At 73.6% G+C, this 22,363-nt stretch carries 18 protein-coding genes and 1 riboswitch; of the genes, 11 read left to right on the forward strand and 7 right to left on the reverse strand.

The window, feature by feature from the left end:
• Positions 1-20: 20 nt before the first annotated feature.
• The 4 genes from S1361_RS10090 to S1361_RS10105 all read right to left on the reverse strand — a co-directional run bounded on the left by S1361_RS10090 (position 21) and on the right by S1361_RS10105 (position 3,892).
• Positions 21-824 (reverse strand): enoyl-CoA hydratase/isomerase family protein, encoded by an 804-nt coding sequence (locus S1361_RS10090; RefSeq protein WP_208031505.1) that lies wholly within the window; start codon positions 822-824, stop codon positions 21-23.
• A 117-nt stretch (positions 825-941) separates the two neighbouring features.
• On the reverse strand, positions 942-1,163 hold the full coding sequence (locus tag S1361_RS10095) for a helix-turn-helix domain-containing protein (RefSeq protein ID WP_004002281.1): 222 nt from the start codon (positions 1,161-1,163) through the stop codon (positions 942-944).
• A gap of 335 nt (positions 1,164-1,498) precedes the next feature.
• Positions 1,499-3,097, reverse strand: coding sequence for an ABC-F family ATP-binding cassette domain-containing protein (locus S1361_RS10100; protein WP_208031506.1), 1,599 nt, complete (start codon positions 3,095-3,097; stop codon positions 1,499-1,501).
• 93 nt (positions 3,098-3,190) lie between these two features.
• Entirely contained in the window at positions 3,191-3,892 is a 702-nt protein-coding gene (locus tag S1361_RS10105) for a PQQ-binding-like beta-propeller repeat protein (protein ID WP_208031507.1), read from the reverse strand.
• A 213-nt stretch (positions 3,893-4,105) separates the two neighbouring features.
• Between S1361_RS10105 and S1361_RS10110 the strand changes: the two genes are divergently transcribed.
• Complete coding sequence (locus S1361_RS10110; protein WP_243769134.1) at positions 4,106-4,522, forward strand: VOC family protein; 417 nt, start codon at positions 4,106-4,108, stop codon at positions 4,520-4,522.
• A gap of 16 nt (positions 4,523-4,538) precedes the next feature.
• Here the strand turns inward: S1361_RS10110 and S1361_RS10115 are convergent, their stop codons facing one another.
• The 3 genes from S1361_RS10115 to S1361_RS10125 form a co-directional block, all read right to left on the reverse strand.
• A complete protein-coding gene (locus tag S1361_RS10115) occupies positions 4,539-5,957 on the reverse strand; it encodes a hypothetical protein (RefSeq protein ID WP_208031509.1) in 1,419 nt (472 codons plus the stop codon).
• Positions 5,958-6,157: 200 nt separating this feature from the next.
• A complete protein-coding gene (locus S1361_RS10120) occupies positions 6,158-7,285 on the reverse strand; it encodes an alpha/beta hydrolase (RefSeq protein WP_208036541.1) in 1,128 nt (375 codons plus the stop codon).
• 202 nt (positions 7,286-7,487) lie between these two features.
• Positions 7,488-8,237 carry a class II aldolase/adducin family protein gene (locus S1361_RS10125; protein ID WP_208031510.1) on the reverse strand — a complete coding sequence of 250 codons (750 nt, stop codon included), beginning with the start codon at positions 8,235-8,237 and terminating at the stop codon, positions 7,488-7,490.
• A gap of 201 nt (positions 8,238-8,438) precedes the next feature.
• Here S1361_RS10125 and S1361_RS10135 point away from each other — a divergent pair, with 201 nt between their 5' ends.
• The 10 genes from S1361_RS10135 to cobI all read left to right on the forward strand — a co-directional run bounded on the left by S1361_RS10135 (position 8,439) and on the right by cobI (position 22,299).
• The gene (locus S1361_RS10135; RefSeq protein ID WP_341829304.1) at positions 8,439-9,389 is read left to right on the forward strand and encodes a lysozyme; all 951 of its coding nucleotides are present in this window, start codon (positions 8,439-8,441) and stop codon (positions 9,387-9,389) included.
• A 143-nt stretch (positions 9,390-9,532) separates the two neighbouring features.
• The gene (locus S1361_RS10140; protein WP_208031511.1) at positions 9,533-10,783 is read left to right on the forward strand and encodes an inorganic phosphate transporter; all 1,251 of its coding nucleotides are present in this window, start codon (positions 9,533-9,535) and stop codon (positions 10,781-10,783) included.
• A gap of 34 nt (positions 10,784-10,817) precedes the next feature.
• Complete coding sequence (locus tag S1361_RS10145; protein WP_094214689.1) at positions 10,818-11,045, forward strand: hypothetical protein; 228 nt, start codon at positions 10,818-10,820, stop codon at positions 11,043-11,045.
• A gap of 227 nt (positions 11,046-11,272) precedes the next feature.
• A riboswitch (cobalamin riboswitch) is annotated at positions 11,273-11,410 on the forward strand.
• 104 nt (positions 11,411-11,514) lie between these two features.
• Positions 11,515-12,459 (forward strand): cobalamin biosynthesis protein, encoded by a 945-nt coding sequence (locus S1361_RS10150; protein WP_208031512.1) that lies wholly within the window; start codon positions 11,515-11,517, stop codon positions 12,457-12,459.
• Positions 12,456-13,964, forward strand: coding sequence for a cobyric acid synthase (locus tag S1361_RS10155; RefSeq protein ID WP_208031513.1), 1,509 nt, complete (start codon positions 12,456-12,458; stop codon positions 13,962-13,964). The genes S1361_RS10150 and S1361_RS10155 overlap by 4 nt, the downstream gene beginning before the upstream one ends.
• On the forward strand, positions 13,961-17,611 hold the full coding sequence (gene cobN / locus S1361_RS10160; RefSeq protein WP_208031514.1) for a cobaltochelatase subunit CobN: 3,651 nt from the start codon (positions 13,961-13,963) through the stop codon (positions 17,609-17,611). The genes S1361_RS10155 and cobN overlap by 4 nt, the downstream gene beginning before the upstream one ends.
• Positions 17,608-19,599, forward strand: a complete 1,992-nt coding sequence (locus tag S1361_RS10165; RefSeq protein WP_208031515.1) for a putative cobaltochelatase — start codon at positions 17,608-17,610, stop codon at positions 19,597-19,599. Before cobN ends, S1361_RS10165 begins: the two co-directional genes overlap by 4 nt.
• Positions 19,599-20,201: a cob(I)yrinic acid a,c-diamide adenosyltransferase gene (cobO, locus tag S1361_RS10170; RefSeq protein ID WP_208031516.1), complete on the forward strand. Its 603-nt coding sequence runs from the start codon at positions 19,599-19,601 to the stop codon at positions 20,199-20,201. Before S1361_RS10165 ends, cobO begins: the two co-directional genes overlap by 1 nt.
• Positions 20,195-21,571 (forward strand): cobyrinic acid a,c-diamide synthase CobB, encoded by a 1,377-nt coding sequence (locus S1361_RS10175; protein WP_208031517.1) that lies wholly within the window; start codon positions 20,195-20,197, stop codon positions 21,569-21,571. The genes cobO and S1361_RS10175 overlap by 7 nt, the downstream gene beginning before the upstream one ends.
• Complete coding sequence (cobI, locus tag S1361_RS10180) at positions 21,568-22,299, forward strand: precorrin-2 C(20)-methyltransferase (protein ID WP_208031518.1); 732 nt, start codon at positions 21,568-21,570, stop codon at positions 22,297-22,299. The genes S1361_RS10175 and cobI overlap by 4 nt, the downstream gene beginning before the upstream one ends.
• The last annotated feature ends 64 nt before the right edge of the window (positions 22,300-22,363 follow it).

Below are 22,363 nucleotides of genomic sequence, written 5' to 3' on the forward strand. Positions count from 1 at the left end.
GTCACAGCAGTGGCGGACGGTCATTCGCCGAGGCCCGCCAGGTCCCGCAGTCGCCGTGCCTGCGCGGCGCGCTCGGCAGCGCGCTGCTCGTCGTACGTGCGGTCCACGGCACCACGGAGCAGCGCCTTGGTCTCCACCACCGCGTCCCGCGGCGCGGCCAGCAACGCCGCCGCCAGGTCCCGTACCGCCCCGTCCAGCTCGGCCGCGGGCACCGCGAGGTTGGCCAGCCCGCTCGAGACCGCCTCCTCGGCCCCGACGAACCGCCCGGTCGCGCAGATCTCGAGCGCGCGGGCGTATCCGACGAGCCCGACCAGCGGGTGCGTGCCGGTCAGGTCGGGTACGAGGCCGAGGCTGGTCTCGCGCATCGCGAACTGCACGTCGTCGGCGACGACCCGCAGGTCGCAGCCGAGCGCGAGCTGGAAGCCGGCCCCGATGGCATGTCCCTGGACAGCGGCGATGGACACGACGTCGGTCCGCCGCCACCAGGTGAACGCCTCCTGGTATTCGGCGATGGTCGCGTCGAGCCCGGCGTCGTCACGGCGCGCGAGCTCGATGAAGGACGGCTCGCCCGGGATCCCCTCCGGAGTGAACATCTGACGGTCCAGCCCGGCGGAGAAGGACTTGCCCTCGCCACGCAGCACGACGACGCGGACGGAGCCCGGCAGCAGCCGTCCGGCCTCGGCGAGCGCCCGCCACAGGGCGGGGCTCTGCGCATTGCGCTTGGCCGGGTTGGTCAGCGTCACCGTGGCGAGCGTGTCGTCTACGGTGAGCCGTACGCCGTCCTTGTCGAGTACGGGAGCGAGGTCCTGCTCGGGCGAAGCCATGGGGCGCCTCCGATGGGTGCGGTCAGCAGAGCAAAGCTAAGTGACTGCACAGTAACCACCCGGCCGGTCGGTCTCCCGACCGGGTGGCCACCATCGAAGCCGATGGGCCGCCCGGAGTCAGGACGAAGCGGCCTTCTTACCGCGGGTCGCTCCGCCACGCCCACGCAGCGTGACGCCCGACTCGCTCAGCATCCGGTGCACGAAGCCATACGAGCGGCCGGTCTCCTCGGCCAGCGCCCGGATGCTCGCACCGGAGTCGTACTTCTTCTTCAGGTCTGCCGCGAGCTTGTCGCGCGCGGCGCCGGTCACCCGGCTGCCCTTCTTCAGAGTCTCGGCCACCCGTGCCTCCTCATGGGAAGTGCGCTCTGGTCTCCTCATGATCACCCCTCTCGGGCGTGATGGCCACCCATTCGGCAAGGTCCGTGAGACATCGTTGTGACGACAGGAGCGGATCCCCACAAGCGGAATAGAAGATTCCACGGGGTGTGGCCCATGACTCGGAGTGAGCGGGTTCGCGAAGTACCAGGTCAGGAAGGCAAAGCGGCCGATCCCTCGACTGTCGGGGGATCGGCCGGAAAATCCGTGTACGACACACCCCGGTACGAGGAGATCTCACACAGATGATGGATCACGGATAGGCCGAATGATCCATACACAGTGGATCAGTCTTTCGATCAGGCCAGGGCGACGAGGTCCGCGTAGTCGGAGCCCCACAGGTCCTCGACGCCGTCCGGCAGCAGGATGATCCGCTCCGGCTGGAGGGCCTCGACCGCGCCCTCGTCGTGGGTGACGAGGACGACCGCGCCCTTGTAGGTGCGCAGGGCGCCGAGGATCTCCTCACGGCTGGCCGGGTCCAGGTTGTTGGTCGGCTCGTCCAGGAGCAGCACGTTCGCCGAGGAGACGACCAGGGTCGCGAGGGCGAGGCGGGTCTTCTCGCCGCCGGAGAGGACCCCGGCCGGCTTGTCGACGTCGTCGCCGGAGAACAGGAACGAGCCCAGCACCTTGCGGACCTCGACCAGGTCCATGTCGGGCGCCGCCGAGCGCATGTTCTCCAGCACCGTGCGGTCGGCGTCCAGGGTCTCGTGCTCCTGCGCGTAGTAGCCGAGCTTGAGTCCGTGACCGGGGACGACCCGCCCGGTGTCCGGCTGCTCCACGCCCCCGAGCAGCCGCAGCAGGGTGGTCTTGCCGGCGCCGTTGAGGCCGAGGATGACGACCCGGGAGCCCTTGTCGATGGCGAGGTCGACGTCGGTGAAGATCTCCAGCGAGCCGTACGACTTCGACAGGCCCTCGGCCATCAGCGGGGTCTTGCCGCAGGGCGCCGGCTCGGGGAAGCGGAGCTTGGCGACCTTGTCGGACTGCCGGACCGCGTCCAGGCCCGCGAGGAGCTTGTCGGCCCGGCGCGCCATGTTCTGCGCGGCGACGGTCTTGGTCGCCTTGGCCCGCATCTTGTCGGCCTGCGAGTGCAGCGCGGCGGCCTTCTTCTCGGCGTTGGCGCGCTCGCGCTTGCGGCGCTTCTCGTCGGCCTCGCGCTGCTGCTGGTACAGCTTCCAGCCCATGTTGTAGATGTCGATCGCGGACCGGTTCGCGTCCAGGTAGAACACCTTGTTGACGACGGTCTCCACGAGGTCGACGTCGTGGGAGATCACGATGAAGCCGCCGCGGTAGGTCTTCAGGTAGTCCCGCAGCCAGATGATCGAGTCCGCGTCGAGGTGGTTGGTCGGCTCGTCGAGCAGCAGGGTGTCGGCGTCCGAGAACAGGATCCGGGCCAGCTCGATACGGCGGCGCTGACCGCCGGAGAGCGTGTGCAGCGGCTGGCCGAGCACCCGGTCGGGCAGGTTCAGGGCGGCGGCGATGGTGGCGGCCTCGGCCTCGGCGGCGTACCCGCCCTTGGTGAGGAACTCCGTCTCCTGGCGCTCGTACTGCTTCAGGGCCTTCTCGCGGGTGGAGCCCTTGCCGTTGGCGATGCGCTCCTCGTTCTCGCGCATCTTGCGGATCAGTACGTCGAGGCCGCGCGCGGAGAGGATGCGGTCGCGGGCGAGGACGTCGAGGTCACCGGTGCGGGGGTCCTGCGGGAGGTAGCCGACCTCGCCGGAGCGGGTGATCTGGCCCGCGGCCGGGATGCCCTCGCCGGCCAGGCATTTCGTCAGGGTGGTCTTGCCCGCGCCGTTGCGGCCGACGAGGCCGATGCGGTCGCCCTTGGCGACACGGAAGGTGGCGTTCTCGATGAGGACGCGCGCACCGGCGCGCAGCTCGATACCGGAGGCGGAGATCAAGGACAGACTCCAGGGCGTACAGGGGTTGGCGGGTGGGCGGCTGAGGACGTTCCCGCCGTCTAATGCGCGAGGAGAATGGCCATGGGAAGAAGTCTAACGGGGCCGGGCAAGCGGTTTTTCTGCGTCCAGGTGTCCGGGGTGCGGGCCGGGGAGATCATTGCCCAGCGGAGTGCGGCCGGGCGCGATCCGGCCCAGGTCGTCCAGGGCCACGAGCTGGCCTGTCCAGGCGCTGTCCGCGCACGGCTGGGCGAGGATCAGGGCCGCGCCCCGCCGTACGGCACTCGCGGGCCGGAACACGCAGCCGTTCCGGGCGGGCAGCACCCAGCGCAGGTCGCCGTCGGCGGTGCGGTACGCGGTGACCCGGCGCGGGGTGACGACCGCGAGGATGCCGCGGCCTAGGGGGCGCAGGACGCCGGTGCCGCCCTGGGACGGGAGCCACTCGGCCGCGTCGGGCAGGGCCCGGTGCCAGCGCACGGAGCGGCCGTCGGTGTCGGTGAGCAGCCCGTCGTCCCAGAGCGCGATCACCTCCGCGCGCGTGGGGAGCACGGAGACGGGACGGTGCCCCGCGCGCGCGTAGCGCCACCGCAGCGCCCCGGTACGGCTGTCGTAGGCGGCCACGACGCCGTCGTGCGCCCGCGCCGCCCAGGCCCGGGTGTCCAGGTGCGGCCCGCCGGACGCGCCGGGCAGGAGCCGGTCGCCGTAGGGGTCGGGCCGCAGGTGCCCGGCCAGGCCGAGAAGGCCGAGGGCGACGGCCGCGAGGAGGGCGACGACGGGACGGTGCGGGGGAAGTGCCACCTTGCCCCCTTGGTACCGACTGGAATCCACCGTCCCGGATCAGGCGCAGAGCGTAGTCACCGGCGGCCGGGCCGGAGGGGCGGCCGGGCGGGCGGAGGCCGGAAGTCCCCCGTTCGGCGGTGGGCGGGGCGGCACGCTCTGCCGAAGGGGTGTCAGTGGTGCCTGCAAGACTCGAGGAGCACGGCGCAACCGATGCACGGAGGAGTGATCGGCATGGCAGGCCCGGGTGGCGGCGCACGGCCGAGCATCTGTCCCACGCTGTTGTACGCGGACGCCAGGGCGGCGATCAGGCAGCTCACGGAGGCCCTCGGCTTCACCGAGCTGTCGGTGTTCGAGACGCAGGACGGCAAGGTGATGCACGCCGAGCTGGTGCAGGGCAGCGGCGCGGTGATGATCGGTTCCAAGGGCCGCGGCGGCCTCTTCGACACGGTGATGAAGGACGCCGGACCCGCCGGGGTGTACGTCGTGGTGGACGACGTGGACGCGCACCACCAGCGGGCCGTGGAGCACGGGGTGGAGATCCTGATGCCCCCGACGGACCAGGACTACGGCTCCCGGGACTACATGGCCCGGGACGCCGAGGGGAACGTCTGGACCTTCGGGACGTACGCCCCGGAGATCGGCGCCTGAGCCGCTCCCCCGCCGCTCATCCCCCGGTATGCACCTGGAACGCGGCCCGGCGTACGGCCTTGGCCAGGGCCGGGTCGGGGTGCGCGGCGGCGAGCGCGACCAGGACCTGCACGGTGCGCGGGTGGCCGACGGCGCGGACCTCGTCGAGCAGCTGGGGCACGGTGGGCTGCACCGCGGACTCCAGGTGCCGGACCAGCATCGGCGCCTCGCCGTGGTCGGCGACGGCGGCGGCGGTGTCGACCCACAGCCAGGTTGCCTCCTCCCGGGTGAGCACCTCGTGGGCGTCCTCCGGGTCGATCCCGTCGTGCTCGGCGAGCCACAGCAGCGCGTACGGCCGCAGGGCCGGCTCCTCGACGACGGCCCGTACGTCGGGCTCGGCGGGGGCGCCGACGACGCGCAGCGCCTCGAAGGCCAGGCCGCGCAGCAGGGCGTCGTCGCCGCGGGCGGCGCCGATCAGCTCGGTGACGGCGCTGCCGACGGGGCGGGCGGCCAGCCAGGCGCGGTACTCGGCGCGGGCCGCGTTGGGGCGGAGCTGGGCGCAGCCGCGGAGCATGTCCTCGGCGGACTGCTCAATGTTTCCTGCGGGGCTCTGCGCCGCCACGCAGATCTGCTCCAGCTTGACCCACACCGCCCAGCTGCCCAGCGGGGTGAGGGTGGCCTGGCCGCCGCCGTAGGTGAGGGCGCCGACGGAGGCGAGGGCACCCAGCGCCCAGTCGAGCAGCGGGGCGAGCGGGGTGTCCTCGGCGGGCGCCGGGTCCGCGGGGCGCGGGGTGCCGGCGGGCTCTCCGGTGCCGGGTTCGTAGGCGACCTCGCAGCGTTCGGTGCGCAGTTCGGTGACCCGCTGCTGGAGCAGGTCGAGCAGCTGCTCGACCGGGACGGGGCCGGCCGACAGCTGGAGGAAGGAGAGCACCTGCGGCATGGCCGAGACGACCTCGGCGACGGCGGCCGGCTCGTGCCCGCCGGGTTCGGGGCAGGCGAGCGACCAGGCGTCGAACAGGGCGACCCAGCCGCGCAGTACGGCGCTGTCGTCGCGGTCCCAGGCGCGCAGCCGCCAGCCGGGGCGCGCGCTGTCGCCGTGCACCTCGACGAGTCCGGCGAGGCGGGCGGTGTCCCAGTCGGCGCGGACCTGAGCGACGCTCAGGCCCAGTTCGGCGGCGGCGCCTTCCGCGGTGGCGTCGGACAGGGTGGCCTTGCCGTCCGCGGTGGCGCCGGCGCGGCCGGGGCCGAGCGAGGCGTCGGCCCAGCGGGCGACGCGGGCCGCGCCGGCCAGCCGGGTGCGGGCCATTCCGGCCAGTTCGGCGGGGGCGGGGGTGCCTTCCGGCGGCCGGGGTGCGGGGCGCCGTGGGCGCCGCTGGTTCACAGCTCTGGGGGCGGCGGCCAGGGGTCGCGGTCGGACGAGTCGGAGCCTGGAGTCGCGCGGGATACGGGACGTCACGGGGTGCAGTCTTCCGGTTGACGGTCCGAAAACCCAAACGGAATGTCACCGCGGGCGACGGGGCTGGCCAAGGCACCGGCTCCGGGAAGGGCCGCAGCGACGCGATCGAGCCAGCCGTACGGCTTTCAAACGGAATGCTTCGCGCCGGTACCGGTGTGCCTCGGCGCCCGGGTGGCGTCGGCGCGGGCACGGCAGCGAGGTCACATCAGCGGGGTCAGGAACCGGCGCAGCCGTTCCTCGTACTCGGCCGGGTCCGCGTTCCACATCGCCGCGTGCGGGGCGTCCGTGACGGTGTGCAGGGCGACGAGGCCTGCGCGGCGCCGGGCGAGCCGGCGGGAGAACTCCCAGGGGGCGACCTGGTCCTGGGGTCCGTGGACGATCAGGGTGGGCACCCGGAGCCGGTCGGGGTCGGCGATCTCGGCGAACCGGTCGGCGTGCAGTCCGATGCGGCCCTGCGCGGCCCGCACGGCGAGCGGCAGCAGCGGCTGCGGGGTGTGCCGGGCCCTGGCCAGGGCGCGCAGGGTGGCCTGCCAGTCGAGCACCGGCGAGTCGAGGACGAGCCCGGCGATCCGGTCGCGGACCGCGGAGTTCTCGGCGGCGCGCAGGGCCATGGTGGCGCCGGTGGACCAGCCGAGCAGGACGACCCGTTGGGCGCCGCGGCGGACGGCGTGGCGGATGGCCGCCTCGACGTCCCGCCACTCGGTCTCGCCGAGGTGGTTGAGCCCGTCCGGCGACCGCGGGGCGCCGGGGTCGCCGCGGTAGGCGAGGGCGAGGACCGGCAGCCGGCGGCGGTGCAGGAAGTCCATCACGTTCATGGCCTGCTCGCGGGTGGTGCCGAGGCCGTGCACGGCGATCACCCAGGTGTCCCGGTGGCCCGGCACGAACCAGGCGGGCAGGGCGCCGAGGTCCCCGGGCACGTCGACGTCCTCGTGGTCCAGTCCGAGGGCCGTGCGGGGGTTGCCGACGTACACGTTCGGGGTGAGCCAGACCGCGTCGCCCGGGGTGAGGGCGCCGTGGGTGACGCGTTCCAGGCGGCGCACCACGGTGTCGGCGGTGTGCGCGGCCGCCTCCAGGACCGGGCCGACCACCGCGTGGGAGCCGTCGCCGACGAGGCCGTAGGTGCCGGGGCGCAGGGCGGCCAGGTCGCGGGTGAGCGTGATCTGCCCGGCGGCCGTGCGGTGCACGGTGAGGCGGGGCTCGGTGGGCAGGGGCCGGCCCGGCGGTGCCTTCAGTGCGACGTCGCTGGCGAGCCGGCCGGCGACCACGGCGGCCGTGCCGGCGGCCAGGGCAGCGGTGAGTGCGGTGGCGGTCGCCTTCACAGTGCGCACGGATCCAGTGTCGGCGGGGTTGCGGCCGGCGGCCAGCGGAGGCGCCGACAGCCCGGACGCGGGCGGTTTCGGCACCGCCGGGTGGCTGCGCCGGCGCCGGGCGCCGGCGCGGCGGACGGAACCGAAGCGGCTCGCACCGCCGCCGCGGAGCAGGGCGAGCGGAGTCGGCAGGGATCGGAACGGGTTGCTGCTCGGCAAGGGGTCACCTCCGTTGGCCGTACCCCTTCAAGCGTTCCCCGGCCTCGGTGACTTGTGCCTCCGTCAGCAGGGACGGGGTCAGACCGGGCACGGAGGACGCCGTCAGCCACAGGCGGCACATCCACTCCAGCTGGGCGGTGCGGTCGTAGGCCTGGTCGAGGGTGGCGCCGTAGGTGATCGTGCCGTGGTTCTGCAGCAGGCAGCCGGAGCGGCCGGCGAGGGCGCGGAGCATGTTCTCGGCGAGTTCGTCGGTGCCGTAGGCGGCGTAGGGGGCGACCCTGACCGGACCGCCGAGGGCAGCGGCCATGTAGTGCACCGTCGGCAGCTCGGGCACGAGCGTGGAGACCGCGGTCGCGTGCACGGCGTGGGTGTGGACGACGGCGCGGGCGTCGGTGGTGCGGTAGACGGCGAGGTGCATGGGCAGTTCGCTGGTCGGCACGAGCGTGCCGAGCACCCGGCGTCCCGTGAGGTCGACGCCGGTGACGTCGGCGGGGGTGAGCCGGTCGTAGGGGACGCCCGACGGGGTGACGAGCACCAGGTCGCCGATGCGCGCGGAGACGTTGCCCGAGGTGCCGACGACCAGCCCGTCGGCGACGGTCCGGCGCGCCGTCGCGACCACGTCCGCCCACAGTCGCGCCACGTCCTGGTTCCCGGCCTGCTGCCCGGTCCGATTCCCACCCTGATCCCCGGACTGCTGCCCGGCCTGATTCCCGGCCTGGTGTCCGTCGTCCGTGTTCCGCAGCGGTTCAGCCATGCGGTGATCCTGCCAGCCGGACCGGCCGGGAGCGGGCGGGCCGGTCGCTTCCGCCCGGAAACCGTACGGCCGAACGGGCGGATCCGGCGACGAAACGCTCGGAATCGGCCTGGATGCGGTGATCAACAGGCCTTCAATGGCCTCTCTTGCCCACGGGACGATCGCCACCGCCCGCGGTCGTCCGCCACCCCGGGGAGACGCATGGCCCGTGAACGCACCCTCGTCCGCCGCCGCGCCGGTGTCCTCGCGGCAGCCACGGCGGCCCTCGCCCTCGCGGGCACCGCACCGGCGTCGGCCGGGCCGGTGGGCCCCGGGGAGCCGGCAGGACAGACCGGGACGGCCGGATCCACACAGGCAGCCGGAACGTCACACCACACCGGCAGCTCACAGCAGGACGGCACGTCACAGCAGACCGGCATGTCGCAGGAGGCCGGAAGGTCGCAGACGCAGCCCGCCGAGACCTCACAGCAGGCCGGAACCTCGCAGGCAGCCGGGCTGTCGATGCTCCCCGCCGGGCTGCCCCGGGGGCACGACGTCTCGTCCTACCAGAAGCACGTCGACTGGGCCGCCGCCGCGGCGAAGGGCGCCCGGTTCGTGTACGTCAAGGCGACCGAGTCCACGACCTACCGCAACCCCTACTTCTCCGGGCAGTACTCCGGCGCCCGCAAGGCCGGCCTGCTGCGGGGCGCGTACCACTTCGCCCTGCCGGACCGGTCCTCCGGCACCCGGCAGGCCGCGTACTTCGTGGCGCACGGCGGCGCCTGGCGGGCGGACGGCTGGACGCTGCCGCCCGCGCTGGACATCGAGTACAACCCGTACAGCACGCAACACAAGTGCTACGGGCTGGGCAAGGCCCGCATGGTCCGCTGGATCCAGTCCTTCAGCGACGAGGTCGAGCGGGAGACCGGCCGCCGTCCGGTGATCTACACCTCGACCCAGTGGTGGAAGCTGTGCACCGGGAACAGCCGCGCCCTCTCCTCCTCGAACCCCCTGTGGATCGCCCGGCACGGCACCTCGCGGCCGGGGACGCTGCCGGGCGGCTGGCGCTACTGGACCTTCTGGCAGTACGACACCAAGGGCCGGCTGCCGGGTGACCAGAATCTCTTCAACGGCACCCTGAGCCGGCTGCGGGTCCTCGCGCGGGGCCGGTAGCCAAGGGCCGCCTGGGGCGAGGGACACAAGCGGAATCTCTCGCGCGCGTTACTGACACCCTCACGCCCGCCTCAGTTCATCTTCCGTTCACCCAGGTTGCCTACGTTCGACCAGCCAATGACCTCGAACGATTGCCTGGGTAAATGGAAAGCTTCTCGCTGATCCTCGCGATAGTGGTCGTAACCGCTCTCGCGTTCGATTTCACGAACGGTTTCCACGACACCGCGAACGCGATGGCCACCACCATCTCCACAGGCGCTCTGAAGCCGAAGATCGCGGTGGCCATGTCCGCCGTCCTCAATCTTGTGGGCGCCTTCCTCTCCGTGGAGGTCGCGAACACGATCTCCAAGGGTCTCGTCGACGAGACCGGCATCCGTCCCGAGGTCATCTTCGCCGCCCTGGTCGGCGCGATCCTCTGGAACCTGCTGACCTGGCTGGTGGGCCTGCCCTCCAGCTCCTCGCACGCCCTGATGGGCGGCCTGGTCGGCGCCACCGTCGCCTCCGCCGGCTTCGGCGCCGTCCACGGTGACGTCCTGGTCACCAAGGTGCTGCTGCCGGCCGTCGCCGCGCCGATCGTGGCGGGCCTGGCCTCGCTGCTGGCCACCCGGTTCTCCTACGGCATCGGCGGCGGCGCGGACGGCGAGGCCACCCGCAAGGGCTACCGCGTCGGCCAGATCGCCTCCGCCGGCCTGGTCTCCCTGGCCCACGGCACCAACGACGCCCAGAAGACGATGGGCATCATCACCCTCGCCCTGGTGGCCGGCGGCTCCCTCGCCCCCGGCTCCAACCCTCCCACCTGGGTGATCCTCTCCGCCGGCCTGGCCATCGCGCTCGGCACCTACATCGGCGGCTGGCGCATCATCCGCACCATGGGCAAGGGCCTGACCGACCTGGAGCCGCGCCAGGGCTTCGCCGCGCAGACCAGCGCCGCGACCGCCATCCTGGCCTCCTCGCACCTCGGCTTCTCCCTCTCCACCACGCACGTCGTCTCCGGCTCGGTGATGGGCGCGGGCCTCGGCCGCAAGGGCGGTGTGGTCCGCTGGTCCACCGCGACCCGCATGTTCGTCGCCTGGGCGCTCACCCTGCCGGCCGCCGCGCTGGTCGGCGCGGGTGCCGAGTCGGTCACCGGCCTGGGTGACTGGGGCACCGCCGCCGTCGCCGTCTTCCTCGTCGCCGGGAGCGCCGCTATCTGGAAGATCTCCCGCCGCGAGGTCGTCGACCACACCAACGTGGTCGAGGAGACCGGCGAGCCGGCCGGTGTGGTCACCGCCGCCATCGCCGCCGTGACCCCGCCCCCCACGGGCACGGTCACCGAGGACCTGACGGCCACCATCCCGGCCCCGGCCACCGAGCCGGCCCCCGCCCCGGCCGCCCCGCCGGCCGCCGCGGTCTGACCCCGAGCACACGGTTACTGAAGGAAGCATCCCCATGAAGATCGACTGGGCGGCCCTCGGCTCCGTCTTCGGCGTCAGCCTCGCGTTCACGGTGGGCCTGGTGGCCCTGTTCACCCTCGGCGTCAACGGCCTGTCCCGCCGCGAGAAGGCCGCGGCCCAGGGCGGGTCGGCCGCGCTGGCCGTGACCGGTGCGTACGTCTGCTTCGCGGCCTGTGCCGCGGCGGTGGCGTACGGCATCTACCTGATCGTCGCCAAGCCCTGACGGCCTGATCCACCACGTCGGCCCTGCCGGTTCACCGCTCCAGCGGGACCGGCAGGGCTGACGCATGTCCGCGGTGCTCCGGAGCCGTCCGCGTGGACGAAGCCGGCCGTCGAGTTGCCTCCCGGCGAGGGGATTTCGACGCGATCCGGTCGTCCGGCGCCGTCCCGCGTGCCGGCGATGTGGGCCTCAGCACAGTCCGGCGTCCCAGGTCAAAGGCAAGTTGACTGCCGTTCCGGGCCCGTGGTGGACTGCCCAGGCCATGTACGGCGGCAGGAGAGGAAGCCGGTGCGAATCCGGCGCGGTCCCGCCACTGTCACCGGGGAAGAACCCCGGGAGCCAGGAACTCTCACCGCCGATTCACGTCGAACCAGGGCGCGGACACCCTGAGTGAGGACACATATCGCCATGCTCGGCTGCCGATCGAGGACCAGTACCAGGCCCGTTCCTGTCCCCACGGCCGGCTGAGCCGATGGGTGCCGATCGCACATACGCGTACGGCGCCGCCGCCGGCGTTCTCGGGGACCTGCTTCTCGGCGATCCGCGCCGCGGGCATCCCGTCGCCGCGTTCGGCCGGGCGGCGGGCGCCGTGGAAGGCGCGTTGTGGCACGACCACCGCGGCTGGGGCGCCCTGCACACCGCCGTGTGCGCCGGTGGCGCCGTCGCGCTCGGCGCACTGGCCTCATGTGCCGTGCGCCCCTCCCGTACCGCCTCCGTCGCGCTGACCGCCGCCGCCACCTGGGCCGTCGTGGGCGGCACCTCGCTCGCCCGGGAGGCCCGCACCATCGGGCGTGCCCTGGAGTCCGGGGACGTCGAGGCGGCCCGGGCGCGGCTGCCCCATCTGTGCGGCCGGGACCCGCAGGCGCTGGACGCCGACGGCATCGCCCGGGCCGTGGTCGAATCGGTGGCCGAGAACACCTCCGACGCCGTCGTCGGCGCCCTCGTGTGGGGCGCGGTGGCCGGAGTTCCGGGGCTCCTCGGGTTCCGGGCGGTCAACACGCTGGACGCGATGGTGGGTCACAGGTCCGCCCGCTTCCGGCGCTTCGGCTGGGCTTCCGCCCGCCTCGACGACGTCGCCGGCTGGCCGGGGGCCCGGCTGACCGCCGTACTCGCCGCCGCGGCCGGACCGGATCCGCGGGGGGCCCTGCGCGCCTGGAAGGCGGACGCGCGCAAGCACCCCAGCCCCAACGCCGGGCCCGTGGAGGCCTCCTTCGCGGGCGCCCTCGGCGTCCGCCTGGGCGGGACGCTCTCCTACGGCGGCCGGGTCGAGCACCGCCCGGTGCTCAACGGCGCCACCGGACGGCCGGTCCGGGTCACCGACATCGACCGGGCCGTACGGCTCTCCCGCCGCGTCGGCCTGCTCGCCCTCGGCGGCACGCTCGCCGCGCGCCGACTCCTGAAAGGACGCGGGAAGTGAACGGTGGTCTCCTCGTCGCCGGCACCACCTCCGACGCCGGCAAGAGCGTCGTGACGGCCGGCATCTGCCGCTGGCTGGTCCGCCAGGGGGTGAAGGTCGCGCCGTTCAAGGCGCAGAACATGTCCCTCAATTCGTTCGTGACGCGCGAGGGCGCCGAGATCGGCCGGGCGCAGGCGATGCAGGCCCAGGCCTGCCGGATCGAGCCGACCGCGCTGATGAACCCGGTGCTGCTCAAGCCCGGCGGCGAACAGAGCAGCCAGGTGGTGCTGCTCGGCAAGCCGGTGGGCGAGCTGAGCGCGCGCGGGTACCACGGGGGGCGCCAGCAGCGGCTGCTGGGCACGGTGCTGGACTGCCTGGCCGAGTTGCGGGGCACGTATGACGCGGTGATCTGTGAGGGGGCGGGCAGTCCGGCCGAGATCAACCTGCGGCGGACCGACATCGTCAACATGGGGATCGCGCGGAACGCGCGGCTGCCCGTGCTCGTCGTCGGCGACATCGACCGCGGGGGTGTCTTCGCGTCCTTCTTCGGCACGGTCGCCCTGCTCTCGCCGGAGGACCAGGAGCTGGTCGCCGGTTTCCTGGTGAACAAGTTCCGCGGCGACGTCTCCCTGCTGGAGCCCGGCCTGGACATGCTCCGGGACCTCACCGGACGGCGGACGTACGGCGTGCTGCCCTTCCGGCACGGGCTCGGCATCGACGAGGAGGACGGGCTGAGGGTGTCGCTGCGGGGCACGGTCCGCGAGTCCGCGGTCGCTCCCCCGGTCGGTGAGGACGTGCTGCGAGTCGCCGTGTGCGCGATCCCGCTGATGTCCAACTTCACCGACGTGGACGCGCTGGCGGCCGAACCGGGTGTCGTGGTGCGGTTCGTGGACCGGCCGGAGGAGCTGGCGGACGCCGACCTCGTGGTGGTCCCGGGCACCCGCGGGACCGTACGCGCGCTTCGGTGGCTGCGGGAGCGGGGGCTGGCCGACGCCCTCGTCCGGCGGGCCGCGGAAGGACGCCCGGTCCTCGGCATCTGCGGCGGCTTCCAGATCCTCGGCGAGCACATCGAGGACGAGGTCGAGTCCCGCGCCGGAGCCGTCCCCGGCCTCGGCGTGCTGCCCGTCCGGGTGCGCTTCGCCCGCGAGAAGACCCTGACCCGGCCGAGCGGTGAAGCCCTCGGCGAACCCGTGGGCGGCTACGAGATCCACCACGGCGTGGCCACCGTCGACGGCGGCGAACCCTTCCTGGACGGCTGCCGGGTCGGCCGGACCTGGGGGACCCACTGGCACGGATCACTGGAGTCGGACGGCTTCCGGCGGGCCTTCCTGCGCGAGGTGGCCGCCGCCGCGGGCCGCCGCTTCGTGCCCGCGCCGGACACCTGCTTCGCCGCGCTGCGCGAGGAGCAGCTCGACCGGCTCGGCGACCTGATCGAACAGCACGCGGACACGGACGCGCTCTGGCGGCTCATCGAGTCGGGCGCGCCGCAAGGACTGCCTTTCATTCCACCGGGAGCGCCCGCATGAGCACAGTGTTGTTGTTGTCGACCGCCGACACGGATCTGCTGGCGGCCCGGGCCTCCGGCGCCGGTTACCGCATCGGCAACCCCACCCGGGTCGACGTCGCCGAGGAGCTGCCGGGCCTGATCGAGGGCGCGGACGTCGCCGTCGTACGGCTGCTGGGCGGCAAGCGGGCCTGGGAGGACGGGCTGGCCGCGCTGCGGGCGGCCGGCATCCCGACCGTGCTGCTGGGCGGCGAGGCCGTGCCGGACGCCGAGCTGATGGCCGAGTCGTCGGTGCCGGCCGGTGTGGTCGCGGAGGCGCTGAAGTACCTGGTCGAGGGCGGCCCCGCGAACCTGCTGGAGCTGTCCCGGTTCCTGTCGGACACCGTGCTGCTGACCGGTGAGGGCTTCGAGGAGCCGCGCAGCATGCCGGAGTTCGGCGTGCACGGCGCGTACGAGGTCCGGGGCGACCGCCCGACCGTGGGCGTCCTGTTCTACCGGGCGCACGAACTGAGCGGGAACACCGCCTTCGTGGACACCCTGTGCGAGGCGATCGAGGCGCAGGGCGCCAACGCCCTTCCGGTGTACTGCGGTTCGCTGCGCGGCGCGGACGCCGGGCTGTACGAGCTGCTGGGCCGGGCCGACGCGCTGGTGGCCACCGTGCTGGCGGCCGGCGGCACGCACGCCTCCCAGGCCTCCGCGGGCGGCGACGAGGAGTCCTGGGACATCGGCGCGCTCGCCGACCTGAACGTCCCGGTGCTGCAAGGGCTGTGCCTGACCTCCTCGCGGTCCGCGTGGGAGGAGTCCGACGCGGCCCTGTCCCCCATGGACGCGGCGATGCAGGTCGCGATCCCGGAGTTCGACGGCCGGCTGATCACCGTACCGTTCTCCTTCAAGGAGCAGGGCCCCGACGAGGTCCCGGTGTACGTCGCCGACCCGGAGCGGGCCGCCCGCGTGGCCGGGATCGCCGTCCGGCACGCCCGGCTGAGGCACAAGCCCAACGCCGAGAAGCGGATCGCCCTGGTCTTCACGGCGTACCCGACCAAGCACTCCCGGGTCGGCAACGCGGTCGGCCTGGACACGCCCGCGTCGGCGGTACGGGTGCTGGACGCGCTCCGGAACGCCGGGTACGTGGTCGAGGGGTACCCCGACAACGGCGACGAGCTGATCCACCGGCTCATCGAGGCCGGCGGCCACGACGTCGAGTGGCTGACCGAGGACCAGCTGGCCGCCGCGCCCGCGCGGGTGCCGCTGGCCGACTACCGGGCGTGGTTCGAGAAGCTCGACCCGGAGCTCGGGGACGCCATGCGGGAGGCGTGGGGCGAGCCGCCGGGCTCCCTCTACGTCGACGGCGACGACATCGTGCTCGCCTCGCTCCAGTTCGGGAACGTCGTGGTCATGATCCAGCCGCCGCGCGGCTTCGGCGAGAACCCGATCGCGATCTACCACGACCCCGACATGCCGCCCTCGCACCACTACATGGCGGCCTACCGCTGGCTGGACAACAGCTTCGGCGCGGACGCCATCGTGCACATGGGCAAGCACGGCACGATGGAGTGGCTGCCGGGCAAGGGCCTCGGCCTGGGCGCCGGCTGCGCGCCGGACGCGGTCCTCGGCGACCTGCCGCTGGTCTACCCGTTCATCGTCAACGACCCAGGCGAGGGCACCCAGGCCAAGCGGCGCGGGCACGCCACGGTGGTCGACCACCTGGTGCCGCCGATGGCCCGCGCGGACACCTACGGCGATCTCGCCAAGCTGGAGCAGCTGCTGGACGAGTACGCGCTCGTCTCCGACCTGGACCCGGTCAAGGCCCCGGCGGTCCGCGCCCAGATCTGGACCCTGGTCAAGGCGGCCGAGCTGCACCACGACCTGCACGTGGACGAGCAGCCGGACGACGACGCGTTCGACGAGTTCGTCATGCACATCGACGGCTATCTGTGCGAGATCAAGGACGTGCAGATCCGGGACGGCCTGCACATCCTCGGCGGCGGACCGGTCGGCGAACCGCGCGTGAACCTGGTGCTGGCCGTGCTGCGCGCCTCGCAGGTGTGGGGCGGCCGGGCCGACGCGCTGCCGGGCCTGCGGGCCTGCCTCGCCGCCCACTTCGGGCTGGTGGAGAAGGAGCTGCTGGCCGAGCCGGGCGCGCCGGTGAAGGTGCCGGTGGAGCTGACCGACCTGGTCGAGGGCCCGTCCCGGACCGCCGCCGACACGATCGACCTGCTGGAGCAGCTGTGCCGGCGGATCGCGGAGGCCATGGAGGCGCGGGCGTGGGACCGCGCGGTCGTCCCGGCGGTCCTGCGGGGCGTGCTCCGCACCGACCTCCCGGACGCGGTCGCGGTGCTGGAGTTCGCGTGCGACGAGGTCGTGCCGCGGCTGGCGCGGACCACCGACGAGATCGGGCACATCCTGCGGGCCCTGGACGGCGGTTACGTCCCGGCCGGCCCGTCGGGCTCCCCGACCCGCGGTCTGGTGAACGTGCTGCCGACGGGCCGGAACTTCTACTCGGTCGACCCCAAGGCCATTCCGTCCCGGCTGAGCTGGGAGGTCGGCCAGTCGCTCGCGGACTCGCTGGTGCAGCGGTACCTGAGCGACACCGGGGAGTACCCCAGGTCGGTGGGGCTCACGGTGTGGGGCACGTCCGCGATGCGCACCCAGGGCGACGACATCGCCGAGATCCTGGCGCTGCTGGGCTGCCGCCCGGTGTGGGACGACGCCTCGCGCCGGGTGACCGGCTTCGAGGTGATCCCCCCGGCGGAGCTGGGGCGCCCGCGCATCGACGTCACCGTCCGGATCTCCGGGTTCTTCCGGGACGCGTTCCCGCACGTGGTCGGGCTGATCGACGACGCGGTGCGGGCGGTGGCGGAGCTGGACGAGCCGGCCGAGCAGAACTTCGTCCGGGCGCACGTGGACGAGGACAGCGCCGGGCACGGCGACCGGCGCCGGGCCACGGCCCGCATCTTCGGCTCCAAGCCGGGCGCGTACGGCGCCGGTCTGCTGCCGCTGATCGACGCCCGCAACTGGCGCTCGGACGCCGACCTCGCCGAGGTGTACGCGGTGTGGGGCGGCTACGCGTACGGGCGGGGGCTCGACGGGCGGGCGGCGCGCGGGGACATGGAGACGGCGTTCAAGCGGATCGCCGTGGCGGCGAAGAACGTCGACACCCGCGAGCACGACCTGGTCGACGCCGACGACTACTTCCAGTACCACGGCGGCATGGTCGCCATGGTCCGGCACCTGACGGGCGCCAACCCCGAGGCGTACGTGGGCGATTCGGCCGTACCGGACCAGGTGAAGACCCGCACGCTGGGCGAGGAGACCCACCGCGTCTTCCGCGCGCGCGTGGTCAACCCGCGGTGGATGGCGGCCATGCGCCGGCACGGCTACAAGGGCGCCTTCGAGATGGCGGCGACCGTGGACTACCTGTTCGGCTACGACGCGACGGCGGGCGTGGTCGACGACTGGATGTACGAGAAGCTGAGCGCGGAGTACGTCTTCGACCCGGAGAACCGGGACTTCATGAAGAAGTCCAACCCGTGGGCCCTGCGCGGCATCACCGAGCGCCTGCTGGAGGCGGCGGACCGGGGCCTGTGGGCGGAGCCGGACGCGGACACGCTGGAGCGGCTGCGCGCCACCTACCTGGAGCTTGAAGGCGACTTGGAGGGCGACCAGTGACCACCCCGTTCCCCTTTACGGCCGTCGTCGGCCAGGACGACCTGCGGCTCGCGCTGCTGCTCAACGCCGTGTCGCCGGCGGTCGGCGGTGTGCTGGTGCGCGGCGAGAAGGGCACCGCGAAGTCCACGGCGGTACGGGCGCTGTCGGCGCTGCTGCCGGCGGTGGCCGTGGTGCCCGGGTGCCGTTTCTCCTGCGACCCGGCCTCCCCCGACCCGGGGTGCCCCGACGGGCCGCACGAGGCCGGCACCGGCACCGAGCGCCCCGCGCGGATGGTCGAGCTGCCCGTGGGCGCCTCCGAGGACCGGCTGGTCGGCGCCCTGGACATCGAGCGGGCGCTCGCGGAGGGCGTGAAGGCGTTCGAGCCGGGCCTGCTGGCCGACGCGCACCGCGGGATCCTGTACGTCGACGAGGTCAACCTGCTCCACGATCACCTGGTGGACCTGCTGCTGGACGCGGCGGCGATGGGTGCCTCGTACGTGGAGCGCGAGGGGGTGTCCGTACGGCATGCCGCGAAGTTCCTGCTCGTCGGCACCATGAACCCCGAGGAGGGCGAGCTGCGGCCGCAGCTGCTCGACCGGTTCGGGCTGACCGTGGAGGTCGCGGCCTCGCGGGAGCCCGACCAGCGCGTGGAGGTCGTCCGGCGCCGGCTGGCGTACGACGACGATCCGGACGTTTTCGCGGCGCGGTGGGCGCAGGAGGAGGCCGCCGTACGGCAGCGGATCGTGGCGGCGCGTGAGTTGCTGCCGCAGGTGCGGCTGGGCGACGGGGCGCTGCGGCAGATCGCGGCGACCTGTGCCGCCTTCGAGGTCGACGGCATGCGCGCCGACATCGTGATGGCGCGGACCGCGACCGCGCTGGCCGCGTGGGCGGGGCGCACCGACGTGCTCGCGGAGGACGTACGGCAGGCGGCCCTGCTGGCGCTGCCGCACCGGCGGCGGCGGAACCCGTTCGACGCGCCAGGTCTGGACGAGGACAAGCTGGACGAGACGCTGGAGCAGTTCTCCGGCGAGTCCCCCGACGACGATCCGGACCCCGACGGTCCCGGTGGGGGCGGTGGGCAGCCGGCGCCCGACAGCGGTCCGCAGGGCGACGGCGCCGGAGACGCGCGGCCCGAGGCCGGTGAGGGCGGGCAGCCGCAGGCGTCCGGCGCGCAGGAGCAGTCGGCCGTACGGGCCGCCGAGCCGTTCCGGACGAAGGTGCTGAGCGTCCCCGGCATCGGTGAGGGTGCCGCCGGGCGGCGCTCGCGGGCGCGGACCGAGCACGGGCGGACCACCGGGGCCCGGCGGCCCCGGGGGGCGCTGACCAAGCTGCACCTGGCCGCGACCGTGCAGGCCGCCGCGCCGCACCAGCGGGCGCGCGGCCGGTCCGGGCCGGGGCTGGTGGTCCGGCGGGACGATCTGCGGCAGGCGGCCCGGGAGGGGCGTGAGGGCAACCTCGTGCTGTTCGTGGTGGACGCCTCCGGGTCGATGGCCGCGCGGCAGCGGATGAGCGCCGTGAAGGGTGCCGTGCTGTCGCTGCTGCTGGACGCCTATCAGCGGCGGGACAAGGTGGGACTGGTGACCTTCCGGGGCGCGGGCGCCGATGTCGCGCTGCCGCCGACGTCCTCCGTCGACGCCGCCGCCGCGCGGCTGGAGTCGCTGCCGACCGGAGGGCGTACGCCGCTCGCGGCCGGGCTGCTCAAGGCGCACGAGGTGCTGCGCGTGGAGCGGCTGCGGGATCCGGCGCGGCGGGCCCTGGTGGTCGTGGTGACCGACGGCCGGGCCACCGGCGGCCCGGAGCCGGTCGCCCTCGCGGGGCGTGCGGCGCGGCTGTTCGCCGCCGAGCAGGTGGCCTCGGTGGTCGTCGACTGCGAGTCGGGACCGGTGCGGCTCGGGCTCGCCGGGCAGCTGGCCGGGGAACTGGGCGGTACGGCGGTGACGCTGGACGAGCTGCGGGCGGACTCGATCGCCGGGCTGGTAAAGGGAATGCAGAGCGGGAGGGCCGCGTAATGCCGCAGGGACAGCCGAGTGTCGTACCCGAGGACGGTCTGACGACCCGCCAGCGCCGCAACCGGCCGCTGGTCGTCGTGCACACGGGCGTCGGCAAGGGCAAGTCCACCGCCGCTTTCGGGCTCGCGCTGCGCGCCTGGAACCAGGGCTGGCCCATCGGGGTGTTCCAGTTCGTCAAGTCGGCGAAGTGGAAGGTCGGCGAGGAGAACGCGCTCAAGGTGCTCGGCGCCTCCGGGCAGGGCGGGACCGTCGACTGGCACAAGATGGGCGAGGGCTGGTCGTGGGTCCAGCGGGACCTCGACAACTCGACCAACGAGGAGAAGGCCCGCGAGGGCTGGGAGCAGGTCAAGCGGGACCTGGCCGCCGAGACGTACCGGCTGTACGTGCTGGACGAGTTCGCGTATCCGATGCACTGGGGCTGGGTCGACACCGACGAGGTCGTGGAGGTGCTGCGGAACCGGCCCGGTACCCAGCATGTGGTGATCACCGGGCGGAACGCGCCGGAGAGACTGGTGGACTTCGCCGACCTCGTCACCGACATGTCCAAGGTCAAGCACCCCATGGACGTGGGGCAGAAGGGCCAGAAGGGCATCGAGTGGTGACGTCCGTTCCCCGGCTGGTCGTCGCCGCGCCCTCCTCGGGCAGCGGCAAGACCACCGTCGCCACGGGGCTGATGGCCGCGTTCGCCGCGCGGGGGCTCGCCGTGTCCCCGCACAAGGTCGGGCCGGACTACATCGACCCCGGGTACCACGCCCTCGCGACCGGGCGGGTGGGGCGCAACCTGGACGCGTACCTGTGCGGGCCGGAGCTGGTCGCTCCGCTGTTCCTGCACGGGGCGCGCGGGTGTGACCTGGCCGTGGTCGAGGGTGTGATGGGGCTGTACGACGGGGCCGCCGGGGAAGGCGAGCTGGCGTCCACCGCGCATGTCGCCAAGCTGCTGCGGGCGCCGGTGGTGCTCGTCGTGGACGCGTCGTCGCAGTCGCGGTCGGTGGCGGCTCTGGTGCACGGGTTCGCGTCGTGGGATCCGCAGGTGCGGGTCGGGGGCGTGATCCTGAACAAGGTCGGGTCCGACCGGCACGAGGCGCTGCTGCGGGAGGCCCTGGACTCGGCGGGGGTGCCCGTTCTCGGGGTGCTGCGGCGGGTGGCCCAGGTGGAGACGCCGTCGCGGCACCTGGGGCTGGTACCGGTCGCCGAACGGCGTTCCGCGGCGGTCGAGGCGGTGGCGTCGATGGCTGAGCAGGTGGTACGGGGGTGTGACCTGGACGCGCTGGAGGCACTCGCCCGGAGTGCCGGCGCCCTCCCAGGGGGCCCGGCCCCCTGGACCCCCGTTCGCCCGCCCACCCGTCCGACCCGGTCGGCCGGGAAGCGAGCGCCTGTCGTCGCCGTGGCCGGCGGGCCGGCGTTCACCTTCTCCTATGCCGAGCACACCGAGCTGCTCGCCGCCGCCGGTGCCGAGGTCGTCCCCTTCGATCCGCTCCACGATGAGCGACTGCCCGAAGAAACGGCCGGGTTGGTCATCGGAGGCGGCTTCCCCGAGGTGTACGCCGCCGAGCTGTCCGCCAACGAGCCGCTGCGCAGGGCCGTGGCGGACCTGGCCCGCTCCGGCGCCCCCGTGGCCGCCGAATGCGCCGGACTGCTCTATCTGTGCCGCGAGTTGGACGGGCAGCCCATGTGCGGCGTGCTCGACGCCACCGCGCGGATGACCGAACGGCTGACGCTCGGCTACCGGGACGCCGTGGCCGTCGGGGACAGTGTGCTGGCGGCGGCCGGGACGCGGATGCGGGGGCACGAGTTCCACCGCACGGTCGTCGAGCCCGGCGCCGGTGCCGCTCCCGCCTGGGGCGTGCGCGCCCCGGTGAGGCGGGTCGAAGGTTTCGTACAGCAGGGTGTGCACGCGAGTTATCTGCACACGCACTGGGCGTCCGAGCCCGGTGTCGCCCGTCGGTTCGTGGAGAGGTGCCGGACGTCATGAGCAGCAGGCTGGTCGGGGTCGGGGTCGGTCCCGGTGATCCGGAGCTGGTGACCGTCAAGGGGGTCAACGCGCTGCGGGCCGCCGATGTCGTCGTCGTACCCGTCATGGACACCCTGGAGCGGGGGCGGGCCGAGGCGACGGTGCTGCACTACGTGCCGGAGGAGAAGGTCGTCCGGGTGGTGTTCGCGCTGAACGAGCGGTCCGACCGGGCTCGGCGGGAGGCGGCCTGGGACGCGGCCGGTGCCCGGGTCGCCGAGCTGCTCGCGCGGCACGGGTCCGTCGCGTTCGCCACCATCGGGGACCCGAACGTGTACTCGACGTTCACCTATCTGGCGCAGACCATCGCGGAGCTGGTGCCGGGTGTCGTCGTGGAGACGGTGCCCGGGATCACCGCCATGCAGGACCTCGCGGCGCGGTCGGGGGCCGTGCTGACCGAGGGCACCGAGCCGCTCACCCTCGTACCGGTGACGGCCGGGTCGGCCGTGCTGAAGGAGGCGCTGGCCGGGCCGGGGACCGTGGTGGCGTACAAGTTCGGGCGGCAGGCCGCCGAGGTGGCCGAGGCACTGGCGGAGAACGGGCGGCTGCAGGACGCCGTGTGGGGGTCGGCGCTGGGACTGCCGGAGGAGTCGGTGCGGCCGGCCGCCGAGCTGGACGGGACGCCGCTGCCGTACCTGTCGACGCTGATCGCGCCCCCGCGGCGGGACGGCGGGCGGGGCGGGAAGCTGTGAGACCGGGCACCGCGACGCCGGGCACACGGCCGGCCGGTCGAGCCGGTTCACCTGGTGGAGCCGG

This window comes from Streptomyces cyanogenus (assembly GCF_017526105.1).
GTDB lineage: Bacteria > Actinomycetota > Actinomycetes > Streptomycetales > Streptomycetaceae > Streptomyces > Streptomyces cyanogenus.